The organism is Hymenobacter sp. UV11, assembly GCF_004684095.1.
Classification (GTDB): domain Bacteria; phylum Bacteroidota; class Bacteroidia; order Cytophagales; family Hymenobacteraceae; genus Hymenobacter.
This window is the reverse complement of record NZ_SRII01000008.1, coordinates 257380-272834: the sequence shown is the minus strand read 5'-3', so window position 1 is coordinate 272834 and position 15455 is coordinate 257380. Positions and strand designations below refer to the sequence as shown.

12 protein-coding genes are annotated in these 15455 nt (G+C 61.4%); 5 read left to right on the top strand and 7 right to left on the bottom strand.

The annotated features are described in order from the left end of the window. Positions 1 to 98: 98 nt before the first annotated feature. The 5 genes from E4631_RS17160 to E4631_RS17140 form a co-directional block, all read right to left on the bottom strand. A complete protein-coding gene (locus E4631_RS17160) occupies positions 99 to 725 on the bottom strand; it encodes a chemotaxis protein CheC (protein ID WP_133657331.1) in 627 nt (208 codons plus the stop codon). A gap of 84 nt (positions 726 to 809) precedes the next feature. After that, positions 810 to 2465 carry a chemotaxis protein CheA gene (locus tag E4631_RS17155; protein WP_133657332.1) on the bottom strand — a complete coding sequence of 552 codons (1656 nt, stop codon included), beginning with the start codon at positions 2463 to 2465 and terminating at the stop codon, positions 810 to 812. Positions 2466 to 2672: 207 nt separating this feature from the next. Continuing rightward, positions 2673 to 3053, bottom strand: coding sequence for a response regulator (locus E4631_RS17150; RefSeq protein WP_133657333.1), 381 nt, complete (start codon positions 3051 to 3053; stop codon positions 2673 to 2675). A gap of 62 nt (positions 3054 to 3115) precedes the next feature. Beyond that, positions 3116 to 3721, bottom strand: coding sequence for a chemotaxis protein CheW (locus tag E4631_RS17145; protein ID WP_133657334.1), 606 nt, complete (start codon positions 3719 to 3721; stop codon positions 3116 to 3118). Between the two features lie 76 nt (positions 3722 to 3797). Then, positions 3798 to 7595: a HAMP domain-containing protein gene (locus E4631_RS17140; RefSeq protein WP_133657335.1), complete on the bottom strand. Its 3798-nt coding sequence runs from the start codon at positions 7593 to 7595 to the stop codon at positions 3798 to 3800. 224 nt (positions 7596 to 7819) lie between these two features. On the opposite strand from E4631_RS17140, the gene topA reads away from it, so the two are divergent. After that, positions 7820 to 10303 carry a type I DNA topoisomerase gene (gene topA, locus E4631_RS17135; RefSeq protein WP_133657336.1) on the top strand — a complete coding sequence of 828 codons (2484 nt, stop codon included), beginning with the start codon at positions 7820 to 7822 and terminating at the stop codon, positions 10301 to 10303. Positions 10304 to 10592: 289 nt separating this feature from the next. Next, on the top strand, positions 10593 to 11438 hold the full coding sequence (locus E4631_RS17130; protein WP_166648065.1) for a DUF4846 domain-containing protein: 846 nt from the start codon (positions 10593 to 10595) through the stop codon (positions 11436 to 11438). Positions 11439 to 11452: 14 nt separating this feature from the next. Here E4631_RS17130 and E4631_RS17125 read toward each other — a convergent pair whose 3' ends face one another. After that, a complete protein-coding gene (locus E4631_RS17125) occupies positions 11453 to 12115 on the bottom strand; it encodes an HAD family phosphatase (RefSeq protein ID WP_133657363.1) in 663 nt (220 codons plus the stop codon). A gap of 108 nt (positions 12116 to 12223) precedes the next feature. Here E4631_RS17125 and E4631_RS17120 point away from each other — a divergent pair, with 108 nt between their 5' ends. The 3 genes from E4631_RS17120 to E4631_RS17110 are packed head-to-tail and all read left to right on the top strand — an operon-like array spanning position 12224 to position 14665. Then, positions 12224 to 13237 (top strand): VWA domain-containing protein, encoded by a 1014-nt coding sequence (locus E4631_RS17120; protein ID WP_133657338.1) that lies wholly within the window; start codon positions 12224 to 12226, stop codon positions 13235 to 13237. 55 nt (positions 13238 to 13292) lie between these two features. Next, positions 13293 to 13961: a YggS family pyridoxal phosphate-dependent enzyme gene (locus E4631_RS17115; RefSeq protein WP_133657339.1), complete on the top strand. Its 669-nt coding sequence runs from the start codon at positions 13293 to 13295 to the stop codon at positions 13959 to 13961. A 35-nt stretch (positions 13962 to 13996) separates the two neighbouring features. Further along, positions 13997 to 14665 (top strand): alpha/beta hydrolase, encoded by a 669-nt coding sequence (locus E4631_RS17110; RefSeq protein ID WP_133657340.1) that lies wholly within the window; start codon positions 13997 to 13999, stop codon positions 14663 to 14665. A gap of 6 nt (positions 14666 to 14671) precedes the next feature. Here the strand turns inward: E4631_RS17110 and E4631_RS17105 are convergent, their stop codons facing one another. Then, positions 14672 to 15412, bottom strand: a complete 741-nt coding sequence (locus E4631_RS17105; RefSeq protein WP_133657341.1) for an SDR family NAD(P)-dependent oxidoreductase — start codon at positions 15410 to 15412, stop codon at positions 14672 to 14674. Positions 15413 to 15455 lie beyond the last annotated feature (43 nt).

Genomic DNA, 15455 nt, shown 5'->3' with positions numbered 1-15455 from the left:
GAACACCAAGCGCGGGGCACTTGGTGGCGTAAAAATTTAAAAAAATAGTAGTTGCCAAGCGTTTAAGTAGCCATTGGCGCTAAGTAGTACTCTTGCTACTAGGCTGCCGATTGGGTCTTACCTAAAAAATCGTAGGTCCGAATTATCTCCAGAATCTTCTCAAAAGTTGCCCGGTCAAAAAACAGCATGAGGGGCAGCTCGACCGAATTTTCTTTATCGGAGAACTGGGTAATAACAGAAAAAATGAGAGGTTGCAAGGCTTCGGGGTCTGGCATCAGGCTTTGCAGCGCAGTGGCCAAGTCGCCGGTAGGAGCTAGTGGAGGAGCACCGTAGATATTAGCCTTCAGAATATTAGCAAGCTGCGTTACCAAGGCACCCGTAATGATATTGCTTATTTCTAGTAGCAGCGACTCTTGTAATTCATCCAGCTGCAGCGAATCTGTCACTTGCATGCGCAGGCAGACGCGGGAGAGGCGCTGGATGTGCTGCCCCGAGAAAAACATGAACGTTGAGCCGTTGAAATCACCCCGAATGTCGCTCTGAATGGCCACGTAGCGCGTCTGATACTCGCGCACCCGCTCAATGATGCTAGTGCTGGGCAGCAAATCCAGGTTAGGTACTTCCAGCATTACCCGCTCCTGGGCAATAATAGCAAAGCTATCCGCCGCCCGCGCCAAGCCAATATTCAGAATTTCGCGAATAATATCGCGTTCTAACTCATTCATTGATAAAGTCATAACAGCTTGGTACGTAGCAGCGGCGGCCAAGGCCAGCAAGGTAATACGAAAAAAGACAGAGCGTGGCTAAAGTCAGGGTCGTTTGGCCAGAAATAGCCGGGTTAAGGCAGGTACGTCCAGCACCAGGCAGAGCTGGCCGCTGCCCAGCAGCGTAACGCCCCCAAAAAGGTCAATGGTATCGAGGGGCTTACTCAACGATTTTACCACGATATTCTGCTGGCGCAGGAAACGGTCGATGATTAGCCCTAGGCGCCGGTTGCCGTAGCTCACCACCAGCACTTGCAGCCGGCTGCCATCGGTGGGCAGTTCGGTGCGCGTAGCACGGGGTAGCTGCTCGTCGCCTTCAGCGTAAAGCAGCTGCCGCAGGTTCACCAGCGGCACATTTTCTTCCTGGACCCGCGTCATCAGCATGCCCCCGACTGCGAATATCTGGTCGTTGGCCAGAGCCAGTACCGTGTCAGTGTGCAGCAACGGCACGGCGTAGGCGCGGGCGTCCAACTCAATAAGCAGGGCACCCTTTACGGCAATGGAGGTGGGCAGGACCAGCGTGAAGGTAGTGCCTTTGCCCAGTTCCGATGCTACGCGCAGGCGGCCGCCCAACGAGTCAATGGCCAGCTTCACTACATCGAGACCCACGCCCCGGCCCGAGATTTCGGTTATCTGCTCTGCCATCGAGAAGCCCGGCTCAAACAGCAGTGCCCACACGCCTTCCTCGTCGAGCAGGGCAGCGGCTTCGGCCGTTACTACCCCCTTGCGAATGGCCTTTTTACGCACGGCTTCGGTGTTGATACCCCGGCCGTCGTCCTGCACCTGCACCAGCACATCATCACGCTCCGTTAGGGCCGAGATGCTTAATTGGCCGATGGCGGGCTTGCCGGCGGCCTTGCGGTCGTCGGGGCCTTCGAGACCGTGGCTAACGGCATTGCGCACAATGTGAAGCAGCGCATCGGTGATGAGCTGCAATACGTTGCGGTCAATCTGCACATCCTGGCCCGCCAGCGTTAGCTCGACTTGCTTTTCTTCGGAGGCGGCGACGTCGCGCACTACCCGCGGAAATTTGTTGAGTAGCACCCCGGCCCCTACCAGGCGCACATCCATCACGGAGTACTGCAAATCGTCGGAAATGCGGAACAAGTGCTGGGCAGTGGCCCGGAGCGCCGGGCTGTTCAGCTCGGCCGCGAGGGTTAGAATCCGGTCCCGGTCAATGACCAATTCCCCCACCAGGTTGAGGAGTTTATCGAGCTTTTTGACCGGGATGTATACCAGGTCCGACAGCTCCAGCTTGCGGGCGGCATCGGTTTCGGCCTCTTCCTCGGTGGGTTTGGCCTGGGTTTCAATAGGCTCCTGGCCCTGAATAAAGCGCTCCAGGTTTTCAATCAGCGCCTTATCATCAACTGATTCCTGGCCCGCGCCCACGGCCCGAATCATATTGCCCAGAATGTCGACGGCCCGGAAGGTGAGCGTTACCAGCGTACCGGTAAAGGCGCGTTCCTGCCCCCGAATCTGCCCAAACAGGGTTTCCATCTTGTGGGCAACTTCGCCCATATCGACGAAACCCATGGCACGGGCGTTAGCCTTGAGGTTGTGCATGAGCCGAAAAAGCTCATTGAGCGCAGCCACATCCTGCGGGTTGCGCTCCAATTCGCTGAGGTGCCGCGACATAGCGTCGTAGTACTCCAGCGCTTCGGCCATGAACAACTCCCGGTATTCCTGCTCGCGTGATTTCATAGCCAACAGGTTAGGGAGTGGCTACAAAAAACCCCTACCCCCCTCACCAGGCCTGGGCCGGCCGCAAGAGGCCACCTGAGGCTACCGGGCACGCCGGGCCAAGTGCTAGCAAGAAGAGAAGCGGGCAGAGATGGAAGCAAGACTACTGGTAAGTTAGAGAAGATGAGCGGGTAATGAGCTACCCGCCCAACTACTGGCAGGGGTACGTTAGGCAAGCGAGCCGTCGCCTTGCAGGGCGCTGCCCACAATCTCCAGCACGCGCTCTTCCGAGAAGGGCTTCACGATGTAGGCCAAGGCGCCATTTTCAATGGCCTCATTCACAATGGTTTCCTGGCCCACGGCCGAGCACATGACCACTTTAGCATCGGGCTGCTGCTGGCGAATGCCTTTGAGCACGTCCAGGCCGGTATTATCGGGCAGGATAACGTCGAGGGTAATCAGGTCGGGATTCGTAGCCACGGCCATTTCCAGGGCCTGCTGGCCGTTGGCGGCCTCGCCCACTACGTCGTAGCCGGCATCGGTGAGCATATTCTTGAGCATCGTCCGCATATAGAACGAGTCATCGACGATGAGAATGCGCTTATTCATGTACAATCAGAATCTTGAAGTGAAAAATAAAGGGAGCCGGCAACGTGGGCCGGCTGGTCACTCTACGGCGTTTCGGGGGCCGAGGGTGCATCGGGGCCGGTGGCGGCTTTTTTGGCCGACTTGGCCGGGGCCTCGGCCGGGCCGCCGGGTAGGCGCATTATCTCGCTAGGGGTAAGGAGCTTGGGCATGTCCAGCACGATAATCACGTCTTGGCTACCAGGTAGCTTGGCAATACCCTCCAGGTATTTTTCGCGCTGGCCGCTGTCCTGCACAAATTCCGGGGCCGGCTCGATGAGGCTCACTGGAATCGTAACCGGGCGGGGCACCTCGCGCACCATCAGGCCCAGGATGTAGTCGGGCGCCTCCACGGCCAGGGTGTAAGAAAATTCGGGTACCGGCCGACCGGCCGGCCGCAGCTGAAACCGCTCTTCCAGGTCCACAATGGCAATAATATCGCCGCGCAGGTTGGCAATGCCTTTAATAAAAGGCGGCGTTTTGGGCATCCGCACTACGTCGGGCGTAATCGTTACCTCCTTTACTTGCTCGATACGAATACCGTAGTCTTCATCGCCCAGGCGAAAGACGATAAGCTGGACGACTGCTTCGGGAGCAGCCGGAGCTGCCCGGCCAGCAGTAGCCGCCGGGCGGGCAGCAGCAGAATCAGCCATGAGAAAAATTTAAATCAAAAAACTTGCTTGCCCTACCCCAGCGGGGGTAGGAGCAGCCGTAGAGGTACACAAAAACTTAATTGCCCGACCGCTTGACTTTGGTGCGAACGCGCGTCGGAGTGGTAGCGGCCTCTTTCTCCTGGGCCGGGGGGGTAGCGGCTGTCGCGGCATTGCGCGCCCGGCGGGCAGTGGTTTTGCTGCTAGTGGTCGTGGCCGCCTCGGTAGCAGGGGTAGGGCGGTTGGCCCGGCTCACGCGGCCATTGCTGGCGGGCACTTCAGCGGCTGGCGAGGGGGTAGGCGCCGGCGCGCGCCGGCTGCTAACCCGCTGGCTGGTGGCCACCGGGGCCGGGGCCACAGCTACCGGGGCCGGGGTAGCGGGCATGGGCCGGCGCACGCGGCGGCGAGCGGGCTCGGGTTCGGGCTCCGGCTCGGGTTCAGGCAAGTAGTCGAAGAGCTGGAAGGTTTCGAGGCCGTCCTGCAGGTCGTCGGCAATGTCGGAGAGGCGCTGCGAGGAACTGGTAAGCTCCTGCATCGACGATGACAGCTGGCGGGCCGTGCCGGCTACCTGCTGGGTGCCGGTGGCGGTCTGCTCCGCAATGGCTACTACTTCCTCCACGTACTTCACCACGTCGCCAATCGAGGTTTGCTGCACGGCCGTGGCCGTGAGAATGTCGCGCGAGGTGCGCAGCGTTTCGCCGCTGCTGGTAGCAATATTCTTAAAGGCCGCGCTGGCTTCAAAGGTGGCATTCTTGCCCTTCAGCACCCGGCTTTCCATCGCGCTGATGGCGCTGGCGGCGCTGGTCGTGTCCTTCTTCACGTCTTCCACGAGGGTAGCAATCTCGTTGGCCGACTTGCGCGAGCCTTCGGCCAGCTTGCGGATTTCCTCGGCTACTACCGCAAAGCCCCTACCCGCCTCGCCGGCGCGGGCCGCTTCGATGGCGGCGTTGAGGGCCAGCAGGTTGGTCTGCGAGGCAATGTCGGTAATTACGCCCAGCGACTTGCTGATTTCCTGCGAGCGGGTGCTTAGCACCTCAATGGTGCGCGAAGTCTGAGTGGCGGCGCTGGATATCTCTTCCATGTTCTTCACCACCTCAGCCACCGTTTTGAGGCCTTGCTGCGAGGTCTGCTCACCCATGATAGCCGACTTGTTCACCACGTCGGCCTTGTTGGCCGTTTCCTTGGTGGCCGTCATGATTTCCTCAATCAGCTTAAAGGCCTGGTCGGTTTTGAGGGCCTGGTTCTGGGCGCCTTCGGCCATCTGTTGCATGGCCAGGGCCACATCGACGGTTACGCGGCTCATTTCCTGACCTTTGTCCACCATCTCTTCCGAAGAGGTGCCCACTACCTGCGCCGAGTCGTTGATTTCACCGAGCAGCGCATTGAGCGTTTCCACGGCTTGGTTCAGCGAGCTGGACATCGACAGAATATCGCCGGTCGTCTGAATCTCGACCATCTGCGTCAGGTCGCCTTCCGAGATAGCGCGCACCACGCGGCTCACTTCGAGCACCGGCAGGGCAATGCTCTCAATCAGTGCGTTGAGGGTATCGACCAGCTCTTTCCACGAGCCCGACACGCCGCCTACCGTGGCGCGCTCGGTGAGCTTGCCCTCGGCGCCGGCCACGCGGGCCACGCGGCTTACCTCCGAGGCCAGGCGGTTGAGGTCGTCCACCATGCGGTTGATGGTCTGGGCCAGGTCGGCTACTTCGCCGGCGGCTTCCAGCATCAGCTTCTGGGTCAGGTCGCCCTGCGACACGGCCGTTACGATTTTAACGATGCCCCGCACCTGGGTGGTGAGGTTGGCGGCCATCGTGTTCACGTTGTCCGTCAGGTCTTTCCACACGCCGCTCACGTTGGGTACGTTGGCTTGTCCGCCCAGCTGGCCTTCGGTGCCCACTTCCACGGCCACGCGGGTTACCTCGCCGGCGAAGATATTGAGCGAGTCTACCATCTGGTTGATGTTGTCCTTGAGGTCGAGCAGCTCGCCGCGCACGTCCACCGACACCTTCTGGCTGAGGTCGCCGCGGGCCACGGCCGTCGTTACGTTAGCAATGTCGCGCACCTGGCTGGTGAGCGAGGCGGCCATCGTGTTTACGTTGTCCGTCAGGTCTTTCCAGGTGCCTTTCACGCCCGGCACCACGGCTTGGCCGCCGAGCTTGCCATCGGTGCCCACTTCGCGGGCCACTCGGGTCACCTCGTCGCCGAATACGTTCAGCGAGTCTACCATCTGGTTCAGGTTTTCCTTGAGCTGCAGCAGCTCGCCGCGCACGTTTACCGTGATTTTCTGGCTGAGGTCGCCACGCGATACGGCCGTGGCCACGTTGGCAATGTCGCGCACCTGGCTCGTCAGGTTCGAGGCCATCGTATTCACGTTGTCCGTCAGGTCTTTCCAGGTGCCCGATACGCGGGGCACGTTGGCCTGGCCGCCCAATATGCCCTCGGTGCCCACTTCGCGGGCCACGCGGGTTACCTCGCCGGCAAAGATGTTGAGCGAGTCCACCATCTGGTTCAGGATGTTCTTCAGGTCGAGAATCTCGCCCTGCACATCCACCGCCATCTTCTGGCTGAGGTCGCCGCGGGCCACGGCGGTAGCCACGTTGGCAATATCGCGCACTTGGCTGGTGAGCGAGGCGGCCATCGTGTTCACGTTGTCCGTCAGGTCTTTCCACACGCCCCCTACCCTCGGCACTACGGCCTGGCCGCCGAGCTTACCCTCGGTGCCCACCTCGCGGGCCACGCGGGTTACTTCGTCGCCGAAGATGTTGAGCGAGTCCACCATCTGGTTCAGAATATTCTTCAGCTCCAGAATCTCGCCCTTCACGTTCACCGTCATCTTCTGGCTGAGGTCGCCGCGGGCCACGGCAGTAGCCACGTTGGCAATGTCGCGCACCTGGCTGGTCAGGTTGGCGGCCATGTTGTTTACGTTGTCGGTCAGGTCTTTCCAGGTGCCGCTCACGCCCGGCACGCTGGCCTGGCCGCCGAGCTTGCCCTCGGTGCCCACGTCGAGGGCCACGCGGGTTACCTCGCCGGCAAACAGGTTGAGCGAGTCCACCATCTGGTTGAGGTTCTGCTTGAGCTGCAGCAGCTCGCCCTTTAGCTCAACGGTTACTTTCTGGCTGAGGTCGCCGCGGGCTACGGCCGTGGCCACGTTGGCAATGTCGCGCACCTGGCTCGTCAGGTTCAGAGCCATCGTGTTCACGTTGTCCGTCAGCTCTTTCCACACACCGCCCACGTTGGGCACCACGGCCTGGCCGCCGAGGCGGCCTTCCGTGCCCACTTCCTGCGCCACGCGGCTTACCTCACCGGCGAACACGTTGAGGTTGTCGATGGTGCGGTTGATGGTTTCGGCCATCACCTTAAAATCGCCAGACACCGGAATCTGAAAGCTCTCGTCCAGGTTGCCCCGGCTGATGTTTTTCAGTACTTTGCCCACCTCCAACACCGGCACGGCAATGCTGTCTACCAGGCCGTTGATGTTGTTAATCATATCGCGCCAGAAGCCGGCCGCCCCATCGGCCGAGGCGCGGGCCTTGAGGTTTCCCTCCACACCGGCCACCTTCGAAATGCGCGATACCTCGCCGCCTACCCCCCCAATCATCTCCACCATCGAGTTGTAAGCCTCGGCGATTTCGGAGAAGATGTCGTCGTTTTGCTTGGTCAGGCGCACCGACACGTCGCCTTTTTTGAAAGCGTCGAGAGCGAAGAGCACCCGGTTGAGCTGCTCGTTGACGTAGTCGGTATCAGTCAGGTCCGCGTTGCGGCCGGCCCCGCGCTTGCGGGTTTGGTCGGTACGGCCCACGGGGGGCACCAACTCAGCGGTTGGGATTTCCCCGTTGAGTGGAGCGTCAGGAGAAGTTGCTTTTTTGGCGGAAGCCATGGGCAAAGGGGCAGTGAGGGTGGGGCGAACGAAGGTTCGCGGGGGACAGTCAGCAAAAGTAGGGCTGCGGGGCAATCCGGCAATGCAAACATTTTCGAAGGTAGCTTGCCGGTTGCAGATGAAGTCAGCGATGCATCTTTGTGGCCGCTTTTAACTTTTCGGGCACTGGCTGCGTTCACTACACAATTAGCAAAACCGCACTTCCTGCCCTATTCTGCTGCCGCATGGTCAAAAATCTAGTTATCGTCGAGTCGCCCGCCAAGGCCAAAACCATTGAAGGCTACCTCGGCCAAGATTACATAGTGCGCTCCAGCTACGGGCACGTTCGCGACCTGCCCAAGGACAACAATGCCGTGGACGTGGCCAATGGCTTCAAGCCCACCTACGTGGTGGATGCCGACAAGCGCGAGTTGATTTCGCAGCTTAAAAAGCTGGCGAAAGAGGCCGAAACCGTATGGCTGGCGAGTGATGATGACCGCGAGGGCGAGGCCATTTCGTGGCACCTGGCCGAGACGCTTAATCTAAAGGCTGACAAGACGCGGCGCATTGTGTTTCGCGAGATTACCAAGACCGCGATTCTGGCTGCTATTCAAAACCCGCGCGAGATAAACCTCGATCTGGTGAATGCCCAGCAGGCCCGCCGCGTGCTCGACCGCCTCGTGGGCTTCGAGCTAAGCCCCGTGCTGTGGCGCAAGGTGAAAGCCGGCCTGTCGGCGGGCCGCGTGCAGAGCGTGGCCGTGCGCCTAGTGGTGGACCGCGAGCGCGAAATTAACAAGCACACCGCTACCAGCGCCTACCGCATCGTGGCGCGTTTCGATGTGGGCGAGGGCACCACGCTGGAAGCCGAACTGCCTACCCGCTACAAAACCCGCGAAGAGGCCGAGGCTTTCCTGGCGCGCTGCATCGGGGCGACATACAGTATTAATAGCCTCGACAAAAAGCCGGGTAAGCGCAGCCCCGCGCCGCCCTTTACCACTTCTACGCTGCAGCAGGAGGCCTCGCGCAAGCTAGGTTTCTCGGTGGCCCAGACCATGACGGTGGCCCAGAAGCTGTACGAGGCCGGCCGCATCAGCTACATGCGAACCGACTCGGTGAACCTGAGCGAGGAAGCCCGCAAGGGCGCCCGCGAGGCCATCGAGGCCGCCTACGGCGCCGAATACGCGCTGGAGCGCCACTTCAAAACCAAGTCGGCTTCGGCCCAGGAGGCCCACGAAGCCATTCGCCCCACCGATTTCAAGCAGTTGAAGGCCGGCGCCGATGCCTCAGAGCAGCGCTTATATGACCTCATTCGCAAGCGGGCCATGGGTTCGCAGATGGCCGACGCGCTCATTGAGCGCACCACGGCCGTTATCGGCATCAGCACGCAGCCGGGCACCACGTTTTCGGCTACGGGTGAGGTTATTACGTTTGAGGGCTTTTTGAAAGCTTACGCCGAAAGCAAGGACGACGACGACCAGCCCGCCGACGGTGAAAGCTCGTTTTCGCGCGGCCTACCCCCCCTCAGCGTGGGCCAAAACCTGCCGCTGCAAACCCTGACCGCCACCGAGCGCTTCTCTACCCCCCCTGCCCGCTACACCGAGGCGTCGCTGGTGAAGAAGCTAGAGGAAATGGGCATCGGCCGACCGAGCACTTACGCGCCGACTATCAGCGTGGTGCAGAAGCGCGGCTACGTGGAAAAAGACTCGCGTGATGGCAAGGAGCGCAAGATTTACACCTTGGCGCTAGTGGGCGATGAGGTAAAGACTGAGCAGCGCACCGAAACCTACGGCGCGGATAAGGCCAAGCTTTTCCCGACCGATACAGCGCTGGTAGTCACCGACTTTCTGGTTGACCACTTCCCTGACATCGTGGACTTTCAGTTCACAGCCAAGGTAGAGGACGAGTTTGACCAGATTGCCAACGGCCGCGAAGAGTGGGGCCACATGCTGGCGGGCTTCTACGAGCCGTTTCACGCCAGCGTAGAGCGCGGGCAGGACATTGAGCGCAGCACGCTCAGCAGCACCCGCGAAATTGGCCTGCACCCCGAAACGGGCGAGAAAATAACGGCCCGCCTCGGCAAATATGGCCCCTACGTGGCGCTGGGCGACACCGAAGGCGAAACCAAGCCCGCCTACGCCAACCTGCGCAAAGGCATGTTTATCGAAACCATTACGCTCGAAGAGGCGCTGGATTTGTTTAAGCTGCCGCGCGTGGTGGGCGAGTTTGAGGACAAGCCGATGGCCGCCGCACTCGGTCGCTTTGGCCCCTACATTCGCCATGACAGCAAGTTTTACTCGCTCACCAAGGAGCAGGACCCGTACACCATCACGGGCGACGAGGCCGTGGTGCTGATTGAGGCCAAGCGTAAATCGGATGCTGAGCGCCTAATCAAGAGCTTTGACGAAAACGCGGATATTCAGGTGCTGAACGGCCGGTTCGGCCCCTACATCGTGGCAGGCAAGAAAAACGTGAAGATTCCGAAGGGCGAGGAGCCCGCCGAGCTCACGCTGGAGCGTTGCCTGGAGCTAGCCGCCGCTACCCCCGACAAGCCCGCCAAAGGCGGCCGCTTCGGCAAGAAAGCTGTTGCTGAGAAGCCCGCCAAAGAAGCAGATGCTCCCGCCAAAAAGGCGGCTAAAGCACCGGCTGCCAAGAAGAAAGCCCCGGCCAAAAAGCCTGCGGCAACTGCTAAGAAGGCCGCCGCGCCTAAGAAAGCGGCCGCCAGCAAGTAACCGTAGCACTTGGCGCTACCGAAAAATCCCGCCCGTAATGGCGGGATTTTTTTGCTTATACTAACTCAAGTTGCAGAGCAGCTTGCTGCGGAGGAAAGTTTCAGTTGGCGGGGCCGCCTGGCCGGTCCGCCGGCGTGAGCCGGCCGACCGGTTATCGTTGCCAGCTGCGGCCCATGTAACGACAACCGGTCGGCCGGCTCGCTCCGGCGGACCGGGGAGCATGCCTCGCAACTTGGGTTATACTGGCCAGCTCAATCTCAGCTTTAGGCAGCCTATATACCTTTGCTCTATGCAAGTTAATTCTCTGGTAAGTGGTTGTTTGAGTTCGCTGGTTGCGCTGGCCCCTACCCCTCCTGGCCCGGCGTATCCGTGGCTGGCGACGCAGCCGGCGCTGGCGCAGCGCCTGGCCCAGCGCATGGCCCCGCCAGCGGGCAGCCAGCGCGTGGCCGTAGCGGCGGGCTCGTGGGGCGAGTGGCTGCGCGGGCTACCCCTGCGGCCGGCCGGCACGCCGGCGCGGCTGTATAATGGGCAACTAAAAGATAATCAAGCAGTAGTAGCCGCGGTGGTGGATATTGACCCAGGCACCAAAGACTTGCAGCAGTGCGCCGATGCCGTGATGCGGCTGCGGGCCGAGTATTTATTCAGCGTAAATCCCAATAAGATTCACTTTCACCTGACGACCGGCTACGACGCTTGGTTTTCGGATTTTGTGGCCGGACGCACGTTTCGGGTGAAGGGCGAGGACGTGCTACCCGCCGATAAGCCGACCGAAGCCCCGACCCACGCGGCGCTGGGGCGCTACCTGCTGCCAGTGTTTGGCTACGCGGGCACGCTGTCGCTGAGCCGCGAAGTGCAGCCCGTGCCGCTGGCCCAGGTGCAGCCCGGCGACGTGCTGGTACACGGGGGCCGCCCCGGCCACGCCGTGCTGATAGCCGACGTGGCTACCAATGCACGCACCGGCCAGCGCTATATACTCTTGGCTCAGAGCTATATGCCGGCCCAAAATATCCATTTGCTGCGCAACGTGGACCAGCCGGCGCTGGGCGCGTGGTTTGCTGTGCCGGGCCCTGGAGCTACCGAATTTGATACGCCGGAATGGACGTTTGCCTGCACGGAGCTGGGGCGTTTCGACTAGCCAAACGCAGCGCCCTACCCCCCTACTATTGCCTGAATGCCCGCGGCCGAAAGCTCGGAGAAATGCTGGATGACGCGGTCGGCGAGGTGCAAATCTTGGCCGGTTGAGTGCGGGCTGGCGTAGCCAACGCAGTAAATGCCGGCCGCCTTGGCCGCTGCCACGCCATTGGCCGAGTCTTCGATGACAATGCACTCGGTCACGGGCGTTTCGGCCACGGCCGCGGCGTGCAGGAAGATGGCCGGATGGGGTTTGGACCGTGGAAAGTCTTCACCACTAACGATATGCGAGAAATAAGGCCCCAGGCCGAAGCGCTCAAACACCCGCCCAATCGTGGCTTTGGAGGCCGACGAGGCTACTACCAGCTGCACCCCGTGCTGCTGCAAATCTTCGATGAGCGTGCGGGCACCGGGCAGCAGGTCGAGGCTGGCATCTTCGTCAAATGCCTGGTTGAACAGCTCGCGTTTGCGCAGCAGCAGCTCGGCAACTTCCTGCGGTAAGCCATGCTCCAATTTGAGCCGCTGGAAGATATTGCGCGTGGAAGAGCCTAGTAGAGAGGCATATTCGGTATCGGTGACCATAATGCCGAGCTCGGCAAAATGCGTAACGAAGGCCTGATGGTGCAGAGGCTCGGTGTCGATAATAACACCATCCATGTCAAAAATTACGGTACGAATCATGAGGCCGGCCGCGGGGGCATTGGGTTCGGGCAAAGGTACCCCGCGCGGGCCGGGCTGCCCGCTGGTGTTGGCCGCCGGGCGTAATTTGCGCCTCCTGGCCGTTTTTGCATGAATCTATTTTCCTACGCCACCCTGGCTGGCTACGAGTGGCAGCACCCGCGCCTGCTGCTGCTGCTGGCCCTGGTGCCGCTGCTACCGCTGCTGCGCTGGCTGCTGGCCCGGCGGCGGCGGCAGGTGGTGGTGGCCTTTGGGCCGGGCGGCATCCGGCCCGACTGGCGCGCCGGCCTGCGCTTCCTCCCTACCCTCGTGCTCAGTCTGAGCCTGGCGCTGCTGGTAGTGGCGGCCGCGCGCCCCCAGCGCCCCAGCGAGCACCTCACCCAGACCGGCCGCGGCATTGATATCGTGCTGGCGATTGACGTATCGGGCAGCATGGAAATCGAGGACCTGAAGCCAACCCGCCTGGAAGCGGCCAAGCGCCTAGCTGGCCGGTTTGTGGGGGGTAGGGCCGGCGACCGGCTGGGGCTGGTGGCCTTTGCCGGGCAGGCCTATTCGCTGGTGCCCTTGACTACCGACTACGATTTGCTACTCAGCAACCTGCGCAGCCTGCGGCCGGGCCTCATCGCCGACGAGGGCACGGCCATTGGCACGGCGCTGGGCGTGGCCATCAACCGCCTGCGCGATTCACGGGCCAAATCCAGGGTGTGCGTGCTGCTCTCGGATGGCGAGAGCAACGCGGGCAGCCTCGACCCGCAGCTGGCCGCGCAGCTGGCCCACGCCTACGGTATCCGGCTCTATACCATTGGGTTGGGGGAGGATGGCTTCGTGCCCTACGGCCGCGACTCGCTCACGGGCAAGCCCCGCTACGTGCAAACCCGCCTCGACGAAACCACTATGCGCCAGCTGGCCCAGGCGGCCGACGGCCGCTTCTTTCGGGCTGCTGATAATGCCGCGCTCAAGCAGGTTTTTGGCGAAATTGACCGGCTCGAAAAGTCGGATATTCGTACCCAGCGCTACCGCAGCGTGCAGGATTTTTACCGGTCCTACCTGGGCTGGGGCCTGGCGCTGTGGCTGCTGTGGCTGGCCCTGAAAGGCACCTTTATGAGCAACGTGCTGGAAGATTAGCCCAGTTATTTGTTGTGATAAGCCACGCATTTTATACTCCCTACCCCCTCCATTCGTGTCCATCGCTTCCAACATCGCCACCTTCGAGCAGCAGCTCGTTGGCACTAGCGCCCGCTTAGTCGTCGTTACCAAAACTCACCCCGTCGAGCGGCTGCAAGAGGCTTATGCGGCCGGCGCACGCATTTTTGGCGAAAACCGGGTGCAGGAAATGGCCGCTAAGCAGCCCGAGCTACCCGCCGACGTGGAGTGGCACCAAATCGGGCAACTGCAAACCAACAAGGTGAAATACCTGGCGCCCTTCGTGCACACCGTGGAGAGCGTGGACAGCCTGCGCCTGCTGCAAGAGCTGGATAAGCAGGCCGCCCGGCACGACCGGGTTATCCGCGGGCTGCTCCAGTTTCATATCGCGCAGGAAGCGACCAAAACCGGCCTTAGCTTGTCTGAAGCGGAAGAAATGCTGCAATCGGCCGAGTACCAGGCCCTGCGCCACGTGCGCCTGACCGGCGTGATGGGTATTGCGACCAACTCGCCCGATGAGGACCTGGTGCGCGGTGAGTTCCGGCAGCTGCGCGGGTATTTTGAGCACTTGAAAAAGACATATTTCGTGCAGGATGAGGAGTTTTGCGAAATCTCGATGGGCATGAGTGCCGACTACGCCTGGGCGCTGGCCGAGGGCAGCACGCTTATCCGGGTGGGAAGCGCCATTTTTGGCAGCCGCGCCTAAGCAGCTTTTTTCAAGAATTTACGATTCAATTGCTATTGGAACGGCATATCTCCGTGGCGCGCACGGCGCGCTACCAACAGCTAGGCGAGCTTTCGCCGGCTACTACCCAGCTGTGGCTGGTGCTGCATGGCTACGGGCAGTTGGCTGAATATTTCATTCGGCACTTTGCGCCGCTGCACGCGGCCGACCCTGTCGGTACCGTTATCGTGGCTCCCGAAGGACTTTCACGGTTCTACCTCACGGGCACCGGGGGCCGCGTGGGCGCGTCGTGGATGACCAAGGCCGACCGCCTGGCCGAAATCGACGACCAGGCCAGCTACCTCACTACCCTGCTTCGGCACCTGCAAGCGCAATGCCCCGCTACGGCGCGTCTCACGGTGCTGGCCTTTTCGCAGGGCACGGCTACCGCAAGCCGCTGGCTGGCGCGCGAAGCGGCCCAGTGGCGCCCTGACCAACTCGTGCTGTGGGCCGGCGATTTCCCGGCGGATATCAATGCGGGGGCGGCCCAGCAGCTACTCAACGGCTTGCCCGTAGCGATGGTAAGCGGTGACCAAGATGAGTATGTGAGCCTTACCAAGCTGCACGAGTTGGCGGCCACCTTACGCCAGCACGGAGCGCTGGTAAGCACCTACGGCTTTGCGGGCGGGCACACGCTGCAGCCTGACATCCTGCGTCAGCTGCACGCTACCCCCCTCCCCGCGTAGTAGGCGCTACTGCCGCTTTACGGTAGCAGCGGCGGCCTGCGCAGCGGGGAAAATGACGGCCTCGGCAATCTGCACGTGAGGCGGGCGCGTCACGATAAACTGAATCAGGTCGGCAATATCAGCGGCTTGCAGGGGCTGCACGCCTTTGTAGACGTTGGCGGCCCGCTCTTCATCGCCCTTAAAGCGCACTTCCGAGAACTCGGTTTCGACCATGCCCGGCGCTACCTCGGCCACTCGGATGCCACGCGGCAGCAGGTCGATGCGCATGGTGCGCGTGAGCATGGCCACGGCCGCCTTGGAGGCGCAGTAGACGTTACCATTAGCGTAGGCCTCGTAGCCCGCAATGGAACCCAGGTTCACAATGAACCCGCCCTCGCCCATGCGCGGCAGCACGGCGCGGCTCACGTAGAGCAGGCCCTTCACGTTGCCGTCGAGCATGGCGTCCCAATCGGCCGGGTCGCCATCTTGGATGGGCGACAGCCCGTGAGCGTTGCCCGCGTTGTTGATGAGCACATCGATGTGGGCAAACGCGGCTGGCAGCTTGGAAATGGCCGCTTCCACGGCCGCCCGGTCGCGCACGTCAAATGTGAGGCTATGGACGGGGGTAGGGGCCAATTCGCGGGCCAGCTCGTCGAGGCGCTCGGCCCGGCGGCCGGCAATTACTAGTTGAAACCCAGTTTTGGCCAGGGCCACCGCCGTAGCGCGCCCAATGCCCGAAGAGGCGCCCGTAACAAATGCAGTTTTCATACTATCAGGTTAGTAAGCGCACGTAGCCAAGCTAAGCACACTT

Coding starts and splice junctions, on each gene's coding strand:
- E4631_RS17105 (WP_133657341.1), bottom strand. CDS start 15,412: ATGAAAACTGCATTTGTTACGGGCGCCTCTTCGGGCATTGGGCGCGCT.
- E4631_RS17130 (WP_166648065.1), top strand. CDS start 10,593: ATGCAAGTTAATTCTCTGGTAAGTGGTTGTTTGAGTTCGCTGGTTGCG.
- E4631_RS17160 (WP_133657331.1), bottom strand. CDS start 725: ATGAATGAGTTAGAACGCGATATTATTCGCGAAATTCTGAATATTGGC.
- topA (WP_133657336.1), top strand. CDS start 7,820: ATGGTCAAAAATCTAGTTATCGTCGAGTCGCCCGCCAAGGCCAAAACC.
- E4631_RS17120 (WP_133657338.1), top strand. CDS start 12,224: ATGAATCTATTTTCCTACGCCACCCTGGCTGGCTACGAGTGGCAGCAC.
- E4631_RS17155 (WP_133657332.1), bottom strand. CDS start 2,465: ATGAAATCACGCGAGCAGGAATACCGGGAGTTGTTCATGGCCGAAGCG.
- E4631_RS17150 (WP_133657333.1), bottom strand. CDS start 3,053: ATGAATAAGCGCATTCTCATCGTCGATGACTCGTTCTATATGCGGACG.
- E4631_RS17145 (WP_133657334.1), bottom strand. CDS start 3,721: ATGGCTGATTCTGCTGCTGCCCGCCCGGCGGCTACTGCTGGCCGGGCA.
- E4631_RS17140 (WP_133657335.1), bottom strand. CDS start 7,595: ATGGCTTCCGCCAAAAAAGCAACTTCTCCTGACGCTCCACTCAACGGG.
- E4631_RS17125 (WP_133657363.1), bottom strand. CDS start 12,115: ATGATTCGTACCGTAATTTTTGACATGGATGGTGTTATTATCGACACC.